The organism is Streptomyces adustus (assembly GCF_009377175.1).
Classification (GTDB): domain Bacteria; phylum Actinomycetota; class Actinomycetes; order Streptomycetales; family Streptomycetaceae; genus Streptomyces; species Streptomyces adustus.
This window is the reverse complement of sequence record NZ_VJZD01000048.1, coordinates 1-15,544: the sequence shown is the minus strand read 5'-3', so window position 1 is coordinate 15,544 and position 15,544 is coordinate 1. Positions and strand designations below refer to the sequence as shown.

Genomic DNA, 15,544 nt, shown 5'->3' with positions numbered 1-15,544 from the left:
GGTTTGGTTCCAGCCGTAAGGAGCCGACCGAACCGGAGCCAGCGATGCCGTTCGCCCGCCTCGCCACCGCCACGACGCCCACCTGCCACCTCGGCCTCGGCCTCGCCGCCGTCGGCCGACCCGGCTACCTCAACCTCGGCCGGGACCAGGACCTGCCGTCCGTGCGCAGTGTCGACGCCCTGCGCGAGCGCACCCACGAACTGCTGGACGCCGCCTACGCCCAGGGCGTGCGCTACTTCGACGCCGCCCGCTCCTACGGCCGCGCGGAGGAGTTCCTCGCCGAGTGGCTGACCGCGCACCCCGAGGCCGACGACGTCGTCGTCGGCAGCAAGTGGGGCTACACGTACACCGCCGACTGGTCCGTCGAGGCCGAGCGGCACGAGGTCAAGGACCACAGTCTCGCGACGTACGAGCGGCAGCGCGCCGAGACCGACGCGCTGCTCGGCGACCGGTTCGATCTCTACCAGATCCACTCGGTGACCCCGGACAGCCCGGCCCTCACCGACAAGGAACTGCACGCGAAGCTCGCGGAGTCGGCCGCCCGCGGTGTCACCGTCGGCTTCTCCACCAGCGGCCCGGACCAGGCCGAGGCCATCCGTGCCGCGCTGGCCGTGACGGTCGAGGGCGAACCCCTCTTCCGTACCGTCCAGGCGACGTACAACGCCCTGGAGACCTCGGCCGCCCCGGCCCTCGCCGAGGCGCACGACGCCGGACTCACGGTGATCGTCAAGGAGGGCATGGCCAACGGACGGCTCGCGGAGCCGTATGCGCCGCGGGTGTTGAAGGAGGTCGCGGCCGAGGTCTCCCTCGGCTGCGACGCGGTCGCGCTCGCCCTGGTGCTGCGCAGGCCCTGGGCCGGGGTCGTCCTGTCCGGTGCCGCGACCGTCGGCCAGCTCTCCTCCAACCTGCACGCGGCCGTCGTGGACCTCGACGAGGACCGCCTGGCCCGGCTGGCCACGCTGGTGGAGGAGCCGCACGCGTACTGGGAGCGGCGCGGGCAGCTGCGCTGGCACTGAGTGACCCGGACCGTTGCGGTCCAGGACCGCAACGCGTGAGTCACGCATGCCTTTGATGAGACAAAGATGTCTCACATGGTCTACTCTTGTCTCATGGCTGTCGATCGTGACCACGTGCTGCGCAGCGCAGCCGCTCTGCTGACCCGCAGAGCCACCGCGACCATGGACGAGGTCGCCAGGGCCGCCGGGATCAGCCGGGCCACGCTGCACCGCCAGTTCGCCGGGCGCGACGCGCTCGTACGGGCGCTGGAGTCGCTCGGCATCGCCGAGTGCGAGGCGGCGCTGGACGCGGCCCGCCTGGACGAGGGGCCGGCGCGTGACGCCGTGCACCGGCTGGTGCGCGAGATCGAACCCGCCGCAGGTCTGCTCGCCTTCCTCTACACCGAGAACCAGCTGTTCGAGGGCGACGGCCAGAACACCGGCTGGACCCGGATCGACGACCGCATCGCGGCCCTGTTCCGGCGCGGCCAGGAGAGCGGCGAGTTCCGCATCGACCTCACCCCGGCCTGGCTGACCGAGGCGCTCTACGGGCTGCTGGCCTCCGCCGCCTGGGCGGTCTCGGAAGGCAGGGTCGCGGCCAAGGACTTCACCCGCATGACCGTCGAGCTGCTCCTCGGCGGCGCCCTGCGACGCGACGAACCGCGACGCGACGAACCACGACATGACGAACCACGGAGAGAGGAATCATGAGCAGCACCCTGCGGCAGGTCGCGACGACGGAGGCGGCGCGCCGCCCGGGCCGCTGGCTCGCACTGTCCGTCCTCGTGCTCGCCGTACTGCTGGTGGCCGTCGACGCGACCGTCCTCGGCCTCGCGACCCCCTACATCAGCGAGGACCTGGAGCCCACCGGCACCCAGCTGCTGTGGATCGGCGACGTCTACTCCTTCGTCATCGCCGGTCTGCTCGTCTCCATGGGCAGCCTCGGCGACCGCATCGGCCGCAAGCGGATCCTGCTCTGCGGAGCCACCGCGTTCGGCGCGATCTCCGTCCTCAACGCCTACGCGACCACGCCCGAGACGATGATCCTGGCCCGGGCCCTGCTCGGGGTCGCCGGTGCCACCCTGATGCCGGCCACGCTCGCCCTGATCCGCAACCTCTTCCACGACCCGCGCGAACGCAGCCTCGCCATCGGCATCTGGGGCGCCGTCGCCTCGGCGGGCACGGCCGTCGGCCCGATCGTCGGCGGCTTCCTGCTCGAACACTTCTGGTGGGGCTCGGTCTTCCTGATCAACCTGCCCGTGATGGCCGTCCTCGTCCTCGTCGGCAGCAGACTGCTGCCGGAGTCCCGCAACCCCAGCCCCGGCCCCTGGGACCTGGTCAGCGTGGTGCTGTCGCTGGTCGGCATGATCGGTGTCGTCTACGCGGTGAAGGAGGCCGCCACCCACGGACTCACCTGGGAGACGGCGGCCGCGGGCGTGCTGGGCGCGGCCGCCCTGTACTGGTTCGTCCGGCGTCAGCTCACCCTGCCGACCCCGCTGCTGGACATGCGGCTGTTCCGCAGCCGCGGGTTCAGCGGCGCCGTCCTCGCCGACCTGCTGACCGTGCTGGGCCTGTCCGGCCTGGTGTTCTTCCTCTCCCAGTACCTGCAACTCGTGCAGGGCCGGGGCCCGTTCGAGGCGGGCCTGGCCGAGCTGCCCGCCGCGGTCGGTGCGGTGGCGGCCGGACTGGTGGCGGGCCACGCGGCCCGGCGGTTCTCGGTACGGGCCGTGGTCTCCAGCGGCCTCGCCGCCGTGGGCCTCGCCCTCGCCGCGCTCACCGTGCTGGACCGGTCGACGGACTACCTCTTCCTCGGCACCGCCCTGCTGGTCGTCGGGGTCGGCGCCGGGTTCTCCTTCACCGTCACCGCCGACGTGATCCTCTCCAGCGTGCCCAAGGAGCAGGCGGGTGCCGCGTCGGCGGTCTCCGAGACGGCGTACGAACTGGGCGCGGCCCTCGGCATCGCCGTGCTCGGCTCCATCATGACCGGCGTCTACCGCGGCTTCAGCGCCCCGGCGGGCACCCCGGCCGCCGCGCACGAGTCGCTCGGCGGCGCGGTCGAGGCGGCGGGACACCTGCCCCCGGACACCGCACGGCAACTGCTGGCCTCGGCCCGCGAGGCGTTCGTGGACGGCCTCGGCCTGGCGGCGGGGGCGGGCGCCGTGGTCCTGCTCGCGACGGCGGTCGCGGCCTGGTTCCTGCTGCGCGACCAGCGGCTGTAGCGCCGACCGGGCCGGCCGGCGCCATCACGGCGCACCCGCGCCCGCACACCAACCGCGGCCGTCCGCCGAGGGCTCACACGAACCGCGGCCGTCCGCCGAAGGCTTGCGCCGACGGTGGACGGCCGCGGGAGGCTCGGAGCTCCGACCGCCGGAGGCCTACGCGGCCTTCGCCTTGGTTGCGTACATGTCCACGTACTCCTGACCGGACAGGCGCATGACCTCGGTCATCACCGAGTCGGTGACGGCCCGCAGTACATAGCGGTCCCGGTCCATGCCCTCGTACCGGGAGAACTCCATCGCCTCACCGAAGCGGACCGTGACCTTGCTCGGCCGCGGCATCCCGGAGCCGCCCGGCTGGATCTTGTCCGTGCCGATCATGGCGAACGGGACCACGGGCGCCCCGGTCATCAGCGTCAGCCGCGCGATACCGGTACGGCCGCGGTACAGCCGGCCGTCGGGGGAGCGGGTGCCCTCGGGGTAGATGCCGAAGACCCGGCCCTCCTCCAGGATCCGGCGGCCCGTCATCAGCGCCGCGACCCCGCCCTTGCCGCCGTCCCGGTCGACCGGGATCATGCCGACGCCGGTGAAGAACCACGCCATCAGCCGTCCCTTGACGCCCTTGCCGGTGACGTACTCGTCCTTGCCGATGAAGCAGACCTGACGGTCGCAGACGAGCGGCAGGATCATCGAGTCGATGAACGTGACGTGGTTGCCGGCGAGGATGACCGGGCCGTCGCCCGGAATATGCTCCACGCCCTCCACCTGGGGGCGGAACATCAGGCGCATGACCGGTCCGAGCACTGCCTTGATGAGCGTGAAGCGGGACAACGGACCCTCCGGAGTCGAAAGACGGCCGAGCGAAGTGCGACGAGTCTGTGTGCGATGTGTCTGTGCAGGTGAGGACGATACTCGCGGGTCCCCGGGTGGCGCACATCGGGTTCACCGGAGTCTTACGCATTGTTGACGCATGTTTACCTGCGGTGCAGCTTCGGGACCTGCGCGCAACGCGGATGTCACGACATGGGACCGAGTGACGGACGACACACGCCGCCCGCCGGCCGACTGCTCCGAGCGGGTGCCGTCCGGGTACCCCGGCCGCCCGCGGCCATGCCGACGAACCGTCACCACCCGCCGTCGAGGCGCCATCCGGAGTCATCCGTGCGTTCCCTCCGAGGCCTCTCTTCCGCCATGTCCACGCCCCTACCATCGGCCCGCACGTACGAGCCGACGGCAGGAGGGTGCTCATGAGCACGCACGGGTCACAGCAGTCGCGGGGGTCGAACGAGGAACCGGCAGGCACCGGACGCCGGGCGCTGCTCGGCGCCGCGGTCCTCGGCGCGAGCGGGGCGGTCCTCGGCCTCGCCGGGTCGGCGAGAGCCGACGCCCGGCACACGGGAGGAGCCGACGCCCGGCACTCGGGAGGCCTGAAGAGCCTGCCGAAGCCCACGGTCATCGGCCACCGGGGGGCCAGCGGCTACCGGCCCGAGCACACCTTCGGCTCGTACCAGCTGGCCCTCGACCTCGGCGCCGACGTCGTCGAGGCCGGTGACCTGGTGGTCACCCGGGACGGCCACCTCGTCTGCCGCCACGAGCCGGAGATCGGCGGCACCACGGACGTCGCCGACCACCCGGAGTTCGCCGCCCGCAGGACCACCAAGGTCCTCGACGGCGTCTCCACCACCGGCTGGTTCACCGAGGACTTCACGCTCGCCGAGCTGAAGACCCTGCGCGCGATCGAGCGGATCCCGGCCAACCGCCCGCACAACACCCTCTACGACGGCCGCTGGGAGATCCCCACGTTCGAGGAGGTGCTGCGCTGGCAGGACGAGCAGACCCGCAAGCGGGGCAAGCAGGTCTGGATCTACCCGGAGACCAAGCACCCCACCTACTTCCGCAAGCTGGGCCTGGGCCTGGAGGAGCGGGTCGCCAAGCTGCTGCGCAAGCACGGCAAGGACAAGTGGAACTCGCCGGTCATCCTCCAGTCCTTCGAGCCGACCAGCATCCAGCGACTGAACACGCTCGTGGACAACCCCCTCGTCGTGCTGCTCTCCTCGGCCGCGAGCCGCCCCTGGGACTTCGTCGAGACGGGCGACCCGCGCACGGTCGCCGACCTCGTCACGCCCGCGGGCCTCAGGGAGATCGCCGGCTACGCCCAGGGCATCGGCCCCACCCTCGACCTGGTCGTCCCGAAGGACGCGAGCGGCAACCTCACCACCCCGACCACCCTGGTCAAGGACGCCCACGCGGTGGGCCTGGTGCTGCACCCCTACACCATGCGCAACGAGAACCCCTTCCTGCCCACGAGCTTCCGCAAGGGCACCGACGCCGACGCCTACGGGGACGCCTTCGGCGCCTTCAAGGCGTACTTCGCGACCGGTATCGACGGCGTCTTCACCGACAACGCCGACACCGCGGTGCTGGCCCGCGCGGACTTCGTCAACGGCTGATTCCCCTTTGGAGTGACACACGGCCGCCCGGCGAACCCGCGTCCGGGCGGCCGCGTCGTGCCGTACATGACGCACGAGATGCTCACCGCCCTGCGCCCGTTGCTCGCCGCCGAGGCCCTGGCCGAGGCGCAGGGCTCGGGGAGCGAGGCCGGGGACCTGGAACAGGAGGTCTGGCTGCGCCTCCTGGAACGCCTCGCGGCCGGCGCACCGCCGCACGACCCGCCCGCCTGGCTGCGCAGGACCGTCCGCGCCGAGGCGCGCCGCTCGCGCCGCCGGACCCGCCGTGAACGGCCGTACGACACCGAGCCCGTCGCCGATCCCGGCCGCGGCCCCGAACAGCTCGCCCTCGGCGCCGCCCGCCGCCGCGCCCTGCGCGACGCGGTACGCCGACTGCCCGGCCGCTGCCCCCGCCTGCTGGAGGCACTGCTCTCGCCGCAGGACCCGACCTACCGGGAGATCGCGGGGGAGTTGGGTATCTCACAGGGGAGTCTGGGGCCGGAACGTGCCAAATGTCTTGGTTGTCTTCGGCGTTTGCTTGCGCCGGAGGTTGCGGCTCGCGGAGTGCGGGGATAGGAGTGAGGAACAACCGGTGATCAGGTGAGCGGGAGGCGTGCGCACATGGGCATGAGCGTGACCATCTCGGTGGCGACCGAGCAGGACGTGGAGCAGATCTTCAGGTTGCAGTACCTGTGCTTCCAGAGCGAGGCGGCGCTGTACGGCAACTACCGCATCGACCCGCTCGTCCAGACCCTCGACTCGGTCCGCGCCGAGGTCGCCTCCGACTGCGTCTACGTGGCACGGCTGGGCGACGAGGTCGTCGGTTCGGTGCGCGGCCGGATCGCCGAGGACGGCGCGGCCGCCATCGGCAAGCTCTGTGTCCACCCCCGCCTCCAGGGCCACGGCATCGGCGCCCGGCTGCTGCGCGCGGCCGAGTCGGCCCTCGCCGAGGAGCGCGGCGCCAAGACGTTCCGCCTGTTCACCGGCCACCGCAGCGAGAGCAATCTGCGCCTGTACCGCCGGGTCGGCTACGAGACGGTGGGCACGTCCAAGGGCGGCGACGACGGCGTACCGATGATCATCCTGGAGAAGCCGGCCGGGACGTACGCGACGACGGCCTAGCCGCTCGGCCGCGATCCTCGTCCGGCGCTCGCCGGGTCCGGTGCGGCGCACCGGACCCCGGACGGGCGCTCAGTTCCGCTGCTGCGCCTTGCGGAGCCAGTACAGGGCCGACAGCGGCAGCAGCACGGGGATGAAGACGTACCCCATGCCGTACTTCGACCACACCGTCGCGTCCGGGAACGCGGAGGGGTCGACCAGGGTCCAGGTCCCGACGATCAGGACACCCGCGAGCTCGGCGGCGCAGCAGGCCAGCGCGGCCCTGCGGGCCTTCTCCCCGCCGCGCACCAGCGAGTACGTGATGAATCCGTACACCACGCCCGCCACCGCCGACAGCGAGTACGCCAGCGGCGCCCGGTCGAACTCGGTGGCGATCTGGTAGACGGACCGCGACACCGCGCCGACGACCATCACGCCGTACAGCCAGACCAGCAGAATGCCCGGCCCGCCGATGAGCCGCGCGGGCTTGTCGTTCACCGCGGTCATCTCAGCCTCCCCAGATGTCATAGAGCCGCACCTCCAGGACGGCGAGGACGACACCGCCGGCCGCGACCGTCACCGAACCCCACCGGGTGCGCTCGGCCAGCGACATGAACCCCGCGGCCGGGATGCAGGCGAACGCGCCCAGCAGATACGCCACGAAGATCGTCGTACCCTGCTCGGCCTTCTCGCCCCGAGCCAGCTGCACGATGCCCACCACCAGCTGGACCAGCGCCAGCAGCGAGACCACGGCCATCCCGATGAAGTGCCAGTCCTTGGTCGGCTGGTCACGGTAGGCCGCCCAGCCGCACCAGGCGGCGAGCAGCAGCGCGGCGACACCGGTCGCCAGCGTCAGGGCATCAAGCATGCGGAGACCCTATTACGGCGCAAATGGACCGCCGCGCGCGGGCCCGGCCGTGACCTGGTCCGCCCGGGTCCTGTCGGGTTCGGCCGGGTCGGGCGGGTTTCGGGGGCATCGTAGGGTCTGGGGCATGACGATCCACGCCAAAGCCCTCCTGTTCGACAACGACGGCACCCTCGTCTCCACCCTCGCCTCCGTACGGCGCTGCTGGACCAGGTGGGTCGAGGAGTACGGGATCGACGCCGAGGCCTTCGCGTCGATCGCCCTGCACGGGCGGACCGCCGTGGAGATAGCCGCCGACCTGCTGCCCGCCGCCGTCGTGCCGGAGGCCGTCGCGCGGATCGAACTCCTGGAGGTCGAGGACGTACCGAACGGGGGCGTGGAACTGCTGCCCGGCACCCGTGACTTCCTCGACTCGCTGCCCGCCGACCGGTGGGCCGTCGTGACCTCCGCCACGCTGCGCCTGGCCGAGGCCCGGCTCGACGCCGTCGGCATCCGACCCAAGACGCTCGTCGCCGCGGACGACGTCACGCGCGGCAAGCCCGACCCCGAGCCGTATCTGCTCGCGGCCCGCCGCCTGGGCGTCGACCCGGCCGACTGCGTCGTCTTCGAGGACGCCCCCGCGGGGCTGGCCTCCGGCCGCGCCGCCGGGATGACCACCGTGGCCTTGGCCACAACCCACCAGGCCCACGAACTCGACGCGGACCTCGTCGTGAAGGACCTCTCGGCCTTGTCGGCACTGGTCACCGAGGGCGGCGTGGAGATCTCCGTCCGCCGCTGACGCGAGCCCGTCGCTGGACAGAGGTGTCCGCATGTCGGACACCTCTGTCCTGTCAGGACCGTATGTCTGGTTAACTGACCGCATGACCACGACGAGCAGCCGCATCCTTGCGACCGAGGCGACCATGACGCCCGGTGCTCGTTGTATGTGTCGAATGTGCGCCTTCTAGAGGGCCCCCGCACCACCTGAGCCTCGCGCCCCGAAGCGAGACGCCGTGGCGTATCCGCGCGACTTCTGTCGCCGGTGACCGACGCCGCCCCCGCGCACATGTTCTCCCCGGTTCCACCGCTGCCACCGCGAGAACCTGCCGCGTCCCTGAACGAACGCACCCGTGCCCCGGGCATTTCCATGCCCGCGCACTCGACAGTGACGGAAACCCCAGTGATCACCACCTCGGGCCTGACCAAGGTCTACCGCTCCCGCGGCCGTGAGGTCACCGCCCTCGACGGCGTCGATCTGCACGTCCGCGAAGGCGAGGTGTACGGCGTCATCGGCCAGTCCGGCGCCGGCAAGTCCTCGCTCATCCGCTGCGTCAACCTGCTGGAACGCCCCACCGCCGGCACGGTCACCGTCGCCGGGCAGGACCTCACGGCCCTCGCCGGACGCGGACCGCGCGCGAGCAAGGAACTGCGCCGGGCGCGCAGCCGGATCGGCATGGTCTTCCAGCACTTCAACCTGCTGTCCTCGCGGACCGTCCAGGACAACGTCGAGCTGCCGCTCGAAATCCTCGGGAAGTCCGGGAAGGAACGTTCCCGCAAGGCGCTGGAGCTGCTCGACCTCGTCGGTCTCGCCGACAAGGCGGGGGCCTACCCGGCGCAGCTCTCCGGCGGCCAGAAGCAGCGCGTCGGCATCGCCCGCGCCCTGGCCGGCGACCCGAAGGTGCTGCTCTCCGACGAGGCCACCAGCGCCCTCGACCCGGAGACCACCCGCTCGATCCTCCAGCTGCTGCGCGACCTCAACCGGCAGCTGGGGCTCACGGTCCTGCTCATCACCCACGAGATGGACGTCGTGAAGTCGGTCTGCGACTCGGCCGCCCTCATGGAGAACGGCCGGATCGTCGAGTCGGGCACGGTCACCGACCTGCTCGCCACGCCGGGCTCCGAACTGGCCACGGCCCTCTTCCCGGTCACGGGCGAGGCCGCCGGCGCCGACCGCACGGTCGTCGACGTCACCTTCCACGGCGAGAGCGCCACCCAGCCGGTCATCTCCCAGCTCGCGCGCACCTACAACGTCGACGTGTCCATCCTCGGTGCCGCGATCGACACCGTCGGCGGCCTCCAGGTCGGCCGGATGCGCATCGAACTGCCCGGCCGCTTCGAGGACAACGTCGTGCCCATCGGCTTCCTGCGCGAACAGGGCCTCCAGATCGACGTGGTCGACAACCGGGCCCAGGCGCCCGCGCTGCTGAAGGAAGATGCCAAGTGACCTGGTCCGAGATGCAGCCCCTGCTGTCCCAGGAGTGTTGGAACACGCTCTACATGGTCGGCTGGTCCACCCTCATCGCGATCGTCGGCGGCCTGCCGCTCGGGCTCCTGCTGGTGCTGACGGACCGCGAGGGCCTGCTCCAGAACGTCGTCGCGAACAAGGTCATCGGGCAGGTCGTGAACGTCGTCCGCTCGATGCCGTTCATCATCCTGATGGTCGCGCTGATGAGCTTCACCCGCTGGATCACCGGCACCACCCTCGGGCGCGAGGCCGCCATCGTGCCGCTCGCCATCGGCGCCATCCCGTTCTTCGCCCGCCTGGTCGAGACGGCCGTCCGCGAGGTGGACGGCGGGCTCGTCGAGGCCGTGCAGTCGATGGGCGGCAACACCTGGACGATCGTGCGCAAGGTGCTCGTACCCGAGTCGCTGCCCTCGCTGATCTCCTCGGCGACCACCACGGTCGTGGCCCTCATCGGCTACTCCGCGATGGCCGGCACCGTCGGCGCCGGCGGACTGGGCGACCTCGCCATCCGCTACGGCTACCTGCGCTTCGAGTCCGAGATGATGTGGATCATCGTCGCCATCCTCGCGGTGGTCATCTCGGCCATCCAGTTCGCCGGCGACTACGCGGCCCGCTCGCTGCACAGCCGCGGCGGCCGCTCCGGCCCCGCCCCGAGGCTGCGGCTGCTCAAGCCCGCCGCCGCGCCGGGCGAGACGGGCTGACCCGACCGGAACCCGTCCCAGGTCCCCATCGACTTCCCCCAGATCTCCCCGCAGCACCCACCGCGGGGTTGCTCCACCCTTAAGGAAAGGCACTTTTCGTGCGTAACGCCACCAAGATCACCTCCGCCGTCCTCGCCACCGGAGCCCTCACCCTCGGGCTCAGCGCCTGCGGCTCCGGCAAGGACTCCGGCGCCTCCGACTACAGCGGGCCGCTGGTCGTCGCCGCGACCCCCACCCCGCACGCCGAGATCCTCGACTACATCAAGGACAACCTGGCGAAGAAGGCCGGCCTCGACCTCCAGGTCAAGGAGGTCACCGACTACGTCACGCCGAACACGGCGACCGAGGACGGCTCGGTGGACGCCAACTACTTCCAGAGCAAGCCCTACCTCGCCGACTTCAACGCCAAGCGCGGCACCCACCTCGTGTCCGTCGCCGACGTCCACCTGGAGCCGCTCGGCCTCTACTCCCACAAGGTGAAGAGCGTCGACGCCCTCAAGAACGGCGCGACCGTCGCCGTCCCGAACGACGCCGACAACGAGTCCCGCGCCCTCAAGCTCCTCGCCGCCAACGGGCTGATCACCTTCAAGGACGGCGGCAAGGGCCAGGAGACCCCGCAGAGCATCGACAAGAACCCCAAGGGCCTGACGTTCAAGGAGGTCGAGGCCGCCCAGACGGCGCGCTCCCTGGACGACGTCGACGCCGCGGTCGTCAACGGCAACTACGCGCTCTCGGCCGGTCTCAAGCCCGCCAAGGAAGCCCTCGTCCTGGAGTCCGCGAAGGGCAACCAGTACGTCAACGTCCTCGCCGTCAAGAAGGGCGACGAGAAGGACCCGCGCGTCCAGAAGCTCGCCAAGCTCCTGAACTCCGCCGAGGTCAAGAAGTTCATCGAGGACAAGTACAACGGCTCGGTCATCGCCTCCTTCTAGGTTCTGACGGCCCGCCGATCAGCCCGCCGCGCGAGCGGCTCGCCGCACCACCGGACCGGCTCCCGCAAGGGAGTCGACCCGGTGGTGCGGTTCACTGCTTTCATGCTGCATGCTGGGCAGTTCAGCAGCACCTGACGACTCGAAGGTTATGGAGCGGCGCATGACGAGCACCTTCCCCAACATCTCCATCAGCACGGAGCGGTTGGTGCTGCGTCCCCTCGACGAGGACGACATCGCCGCCATGGCCGAGATGATGAACGACGAACAGGTCGCGGCCTGGACGAGCGTGCCCCAGCCGTTCACCCAGGACGACGCCCGCAGGTGGATCACCGGTCACGCCCCCGCCGAACGCACCGCGGGACGCGGACTGGACCTCGCCGTCACCGAGTTCCTCACCCAGCGGCTGGTCGGCGTCATCCAGCTCGGCAAGACCAACTGGCGCGTCCGCTCCACCGAACTGTCGTACATCGTCGCCTCGTGGGCGCGCGGCGAGGGCTACGCCTCCGAGGCGGCGCTCGGCACCGCCCAGTGGCTGTTCACGGACCAGAAGTTCGAGCGCATCGAACTGCGCACGGCCGCCGACAACACGGCCTCGCAGCAGGTCGCCCAGAAGATCGGCTGTATCAGCGAGGGCGTCCTGCGCAACGCCTGCATAGCGCGCATCCGGGCCGAGGACGGCACCTGGGCCGACACGCGCACCGACTTCATCGTCTGGAGCCTGCTGCCGGAGGACCTGGAGGGCGCGGGCGAGCAACTGTCCGACAGCGGCAGCTTCACGTCGTACAGCGCCTACACCGACTGGAACTGAACCGGCGCCCCGCCACCGGGTAGTCTCACGAAAGGCCCTTCGGGCCGCCCCCGACCACCTGCGCGAGACCCCTGGAGACTGACGACGATGGCCGACCGGGTCACGGTGATCGGCTGGGACGGCTCGCCGCCGACCGCCGCGGCACGCGCGGCCCTCGGCGCCGCCACGCTGGTCGCCGGCGCCGCGCACCACCTGGCACTGCCCGAGATCCCGCCCGGCGCCGAACGCATCCGGCTGGGCAGCGTCGACCTCGCCGCCCGCCGGATCGCCGGCCATCGCGGCACGGCGGTGGTGCTCGCCGACGGCGACCCCGGTTTCTTCGGCGTCGTACGGAATCTGCGCGCACCCGAATTCGGGCTGGAGGTCGAGGTCGTCCCCGCCGTCTCCTCCGTGGCCGCCGCGTTCGCCCGGGCCGGGATGCCCTGGGACGACGCCCAGGTGGTCGTCGCCCACCGCCGCACCCTGCGCCGCGCGGTGAACGTGTGCCGGGCGCACGCCAAGGTCGCGGTCCTCACCTCGCCAGGCGCCGGTCCCGCGGAACTCGGGCTGCTGCTGGAGGGCGTCCACCGCACCTTCGTGATCTGCGAGGAGCTCGGCACCGAGCGCGAGCGGGTCGTCGTCGTCACCTCCGACAAGGCCGCCGACCACACCTGGCGCGACCCGAACGTCGTCATCGTCATCGGCGGACCCGTCGGCCGGGGCGGCGACGGCGGCGGCTGGATCGCCGGCCGTGACCCGGCCGCCGGACCGCGCGGCTGGACCCTGCCCGCCGAGGCCTACGACGGACCGCTCGGCGAGGGCGAGACCCAGCTGCTGCGGGCCGCCCAGCTCGCCCGGCTCGGCCCCCGGGTCGGCGACCTCGTGTGGGACATCGGCTGCGGCAGCGGCGCCTTCGCCGTCGAGGCCGCGCGGGCCGGGGCCGCCGTCCTCGCCGTCGACCACGACCTGCGGGCCTGCGCCCGCACCGACGCCGCCGCCCGCCGCCACGGGGTGCAGCTCCAGATCGTCCACGGCACTGCGCCGCACGTCCTGGAGCGCCTGCCCGAACCCGACGTGGTCCGCGTCGGGTTCGGGGGAGTCGCCGTCGTCACCGCGGTCGCCGACCGCCGCCCGCAGCGGATCGTCACGCACGCGGCGAACCGCGACGCCGCCGAGGTCATCGGCCGGGACCTGACCGAACACGGCTACCGGGTCGAGTGCGCCCTCCTCCAGTCGGTCGACCTCGACACCCGGGTCTGGACGGAGCGGGAGCGGAGCGTGGCGTTCCTGCTCACCGGCGAACTGCCGCAGCGCGAAGCGCCCCGCTGAGAGCCGGTGACCGCGCCGCGGACGCGGTGAGCGCGCGACGCGATCGTGCCGGATGCGGGTCGTGGGCGGACCTGCCCGATCGTGACCCGTGATCCTGTTGTCGTACCGCGCGCGGTAGGCTGGCCGATCGTTGTACCGCACCGGGGGACCCGTACATTCGTTCGTCAATGTCCGGAAAAACCCATCCGTTTTGGGGTGGGTGTGGTACGGCAAAAACCGGAGGACGCGCAACGTGGCGCAGTCCACAGCGGGCTGTCGCGGATCAACCTGTCGCGATGGCGGAACGGCCGGGACAATGCCACCTAATGGCTTTGTCGCTTTTTGCGGTCGGCTCGTTCGTGCCGCTGGGCACGCACGCTCGTTCTTCACTACGGGGGCGGTCGGTGCGCCGTTCCCGGTGAGCTGGTCGTAGAGGCACTAACCGATGGGCGAGGGGTACGCATGACCGACACCGGCCAGATCCCGGGCGAGGGGCTGCCGGAGAACTCAGGCATGGTGGAGCAGCCTGGCGTCTCCGCGCCGGGCGGGTACGCCTACCTCTCCGAGACCACCGCCGAGGACGAAGACCTGCTGCTGCCGGGCGCCCAGAGCGCCTGGGGCAACGAAGTGGCTCCGCCGGCGCCGGAGCCGGTCGTCGAGACCCTCCACGAGCCGGGTCCGCACGAACTGTCCGGCCGGGACACCGGTTCGGTCGACCTCGGCGGTGTCCGTCTGCCCAACCCGACGCCGCCCGTCCAGGTCCAGCCCCGCAGGCCGCTGCACCTCGGCCCGCCCATCCCGGACGCCTCCGCCAGCCCGGTCCGCTCCCTCGCCGACCGTGGCCCGGCGGGCGCGCCCGTACGGCACCCGGGCCCCGCGACGATCGGCCCCGAGTACCTCGACGTGCCGCCGGTGCGCGAGATGCCGGTGCCGGGCAGTGGCCCCTGGATCGCCCAGGGCACGGTCCAGCCTCCGGTGGGCATGGTCGCGACCCCCGCCGCGACGGCTGCCCCGGTCGTGGAGCACCCGGTCGCCGCCCTCGTCGAACCCCCGGTCGTGGCACAGGTGGGGCAGCCGGTGGCGGCCCCTGCGCAACAGCCGGTCGTGGCACAGCCGGTCGTGGCACAGCAGTCCGAGCCGGTCGGCGCGGCCGAGGCCGTGATGGCCCGGATCGCCACCGAGGCGGGCGTCGTCACGGCACAGGCCGAGGTCCCCGGCACCGTGGCCGCGCAGCCGGGCCCGGCCGCCGGGCCCGAAGCGCTGCCCGCGACCGGCCCGGAGCCGACGCCGGCGGAGCCCGTGGCCGAGGAGCACGGTTCGGGCACGGGAGTGGTGCCCTCGCCGACGCACGGTCCGCAGGCCGGGTCCGCCGGTGACGAGGGTCAGGTTCCGGGCATGGAGGCGGTCGAGGACGCGGGCCGGGTCCCCGACGCGGCCGAGGTGTCGGAGCAGGGTCCGGTCCCCGACCCCGAGTCCGTCGTGGACCCCGGCCAGGCCGACGCCGGTGCCGCCGCGTCGGCGGAGCCCGAGGGACCCGTAGCGGCCGCCACCGCGGAGGACGCGAGCCAGGTCGCCGCGCAGTCCGACGCGCCCGTCGCCGAGCAGGTCGCGGAAGCGGTGACCGCCGAGGCGACGACCGCGCAGCAGGAGACCCCGCAGACTCCCGAACCTGCGCCTGTCGTACCGCAGCAGGCCGCACCGGAAGAGTCCGTACCGCAGCAGGCCGTACAGGAAGAGTCCGTACCGCAGCAGGTCGTGCCGGAGCAGGTCGCCGCGCAGCCGACCGCGCCCGCCGACGCCATGGCGCCGGAGACCGCCGGGATCGAGCCCGGCACCGAGGCCGTGGCCGCGCCGCAGGGCGCACCGGCCGCCGACTCCGCCGTGCCCGAGACACCGCAGGCCCCGCAGTCGGCCGACCCCGAGGACGCGCCCGTCGTCGCGCCCGTCCCGGACCCCGCCGCGCCCGTCGCCGCC

The 15,544-nt window shown here is 72.1% G+C and carries 15 protein-coding genes and 1 pseudogene; 13 read left to right on the top strand and 3 right to left on the bottom strand.

Annotation, left to right across the window (positions count from 1 at the left end; genetic code table 11):
* Window positions 1–44 precede the first annotated feature (44 nt).
* The 3 genes from FNH09_RS14665 (at window position 45) to FNH09_RS14655 (ending at window position 3,214) form a co-directional block, all read left to right on the top strand.
* Window positions 45–1,016: an aldo/keto reductase gene (locus FNH09_RS14665; protein WP_152887922.1), complete on the top strand. Its 972-nt coding sequence runs from the start codon at window positions 45–47 to the stop codon at window positions 1,014–1,016.
* A 93-nt stretch (window positions 1,017–1,109) separates the two neighbouring features.
* Window positions 1,110–1,706, top strand: a complete 597-nt coding sequence (locus FNH09_RS14660; RefSeq protein WP_238426678.1) for a TetR/AcrR family transcriptional regulator — start codon at window positions 1,110–1,112, stop codon at window positions 1,704–1,706.
* Complete coding sequence (locus tag FNH09_RS14655; RefSeq protein WP_152887918.1) at window positions 1,703–3,214, top strand: MFS transporter; 1,512 nt, start codon at window positions 1,703–1,705, stop codon at window positions 3,212–3,214. The genes FNH09_RS14660 and FNH09_RS14655 overlap by 4 nt, the downstream gene beginning before the upstream one ends.
* 156 nt (window positions 3,215–3,370) lie before the next feature.
* On the opposite strand, the gene FNH09_RS14650 is transcribed toward FNH09_RS14655, so the two are convergent.
* Window positions 3,371–4,042, bottom strand: coding sequence for a lysophospholipid acyltransferase family protein (locus FNH09_RS14650; protein WP_152887916.1), 672 nt, complete (start codon window positions 4,040–4,042; stop codon window positions 3,371–3,373).
* 416 nt (window positions 4,043–4,458) lie between these two features.
* Here FNH09_RS14650 and FNH09_RS14645 point away from each other — a divergent pair, with 416 nt between their 5' ends.
* The 3 genes from FNH09_RS14645 (at window position 4,459) to FNH09_RS14635 (ending at window position 6,780) form a co-directional block, all read left to right on the top strand.
* On the top strand, window positions 4,459–5,661 hold the full coding sequence (locus tag FNH09_RS14645) for a glycerophosphodiester phosphodiesterase (RefSeq protein ID WP_152887914.1): 1,203 nt from the start codon (window positions 4,459–4,461) through the stop codon (window positions 5,659–5,661).
* A gap of 66 nt (window positions 5,662–5,727) precedes the next feature.
* Window positions 5,728–6,234 carry an RNA polymerase sigma factor gene (locus FNH09_RS14640; RefSeq protein ID WP_152887912.1) on the top strand — a complete coding sequence of 169 codons (507 nt, stop codon included), beginning with the start codon at window positions 5,728–5,730 and terminating at the stop codon, window positions 6,232–6,234.
* Window positions 6,235–6,279: 45 nt separating this feature from the next.
* Window positions 6,280–6,780, top strand: a complete 501-nt coding sequence (locus FNH09_RS14635; RefSeq protein WP_152887969.1) for a GNAT family N-acetyltransferase — start codon at window positions 6,280–6,282, stop codon at window positions 6,778–6,780.
* A 69-nt stretch (window positions 6,781–6,849) separates the two neighbouring features.
* On the opposite strand, the gene FNH09_RS14630 is transcribed toward FNH09_RS14635, so the two are convergent.
* Both FNH09_RS14630 and FNH09_RS14625 read right to left on the bottom strand, forming a co-directional pair.
* Window positions 6,850–7,263, bottom strand: a complete 414-nt coding sequence (locus FNH09_RS14630; RefSeq protein ID WP_152887911.1) for a hypothetical protein — start codon at window positions 7,261–7,263, stop codon at window positions 6,850–6,852.
* A 1-nt stretch (window position 7,264) separates the two neighbouring features.
* Window positions 7,265–7,624: a hypothetical protein gene (locus FNH09_RS14625; protein ID WP_152887910.1), complete on the bottom strand. Its 360-nt coding sequence runs from the start codon at window positions 7,622–7,624 to the stop codon at window positions 7,265–7,267.
* Between the two features lie 124 nt (window positions 7,625–7,748).
* On the opposite strand from FNH09_RS14625, the gene FNH09_RS14620 reads away from it, so the two are divergent.
* The 7 genes and pseudogenes from FNH09_RS14620 to FNH09_RS14590 form a co-directional block, all read left to right on the top strand.
* Window positions 7,749–8,399 carry an HAD family hydrolase gene (locus FNH09_RS14620; protein ID WP_152887909.1) on the top strand — a complete coding sequence of 217 codons (651 nt, stop codon included), beginning with the start codon at window positions 7,749–7,751 and terminating at the stop codon, window positions 8,397–8,399.
* A 381-nt stretch (window positions 8,400–8,780) separates the two neighbouring features.
* Window positions 8,781–9,824 (top strand): ATP-binding cassette domain-containing protein, encoded by a 1,044-nt coding sequence (locus FNH09_RS14615; protein WP_162468589.1) that lies wholly within the window; start codon window positions 8,781–8,783, stop codon window positions 9,822–9,824.
* Entirely contained in the window at window positions 9,821–10,546 is a 726-nt protein-coding gene (locus FNH09_RS14610; protein ID WP_162468588.1) for a methionine ABC transporter permease MetI, read from the top strand. The genes FNH09_RS14615 and FNH09_RS14610 overlap by 4 nt, the downstream gene beginning before the upstream one ends.
* 98 nt (window positions 10,547–10,644) lie before the next feature.
* Entirely contained in the window at window positions 10,645–11,475 is an 831-nt protein-coding gene (locus FNH09_RS14605; protein ID WP_162468587.1) for a MetQ/NlpA family ABC transporter substrate-binding protein, read from the top strand.
* A gap of 160 nt (window positions 11,476–11,635) precedes the next feature.
* Window positions 11,636–12,283 (top strand): GNAT family N-acetyltransferase, encoded by a 648-nt coding sequence (locus FNH09_RS14600; protein WP_152887904.1) that lies wholly within the window; start codon window positions 11,636–11,638, stop codon window positions 12,281–12,283.
* 87 nt (window positions 12,284–12,370) lie between these two features.
* The gene (gene cbiE, locus FNH09_RS14595; protein ID WP_152887902.1) at window positions 12,371–13,591 is read left to right on the top strand and encodes a precorrin-6y C5,15-methyltransferase (decarboxylating) subunit CbiE; all 1,221 of its coding nucleotides are present in this window, start codon (window positions 12,371–12,373) and stop codon (window positions 13,589–13,591) included.
* 441 nt (window positions 13,592–14,032) lie between these two features.
* Window positions 14,033–15,544 (top strand): annotated as a pseudogene (locus FNH09_RS14590) (nicotinate-nucleotide--dimethylbenzimidazole phosphoribosyltransferase); the annotation flags it as partial.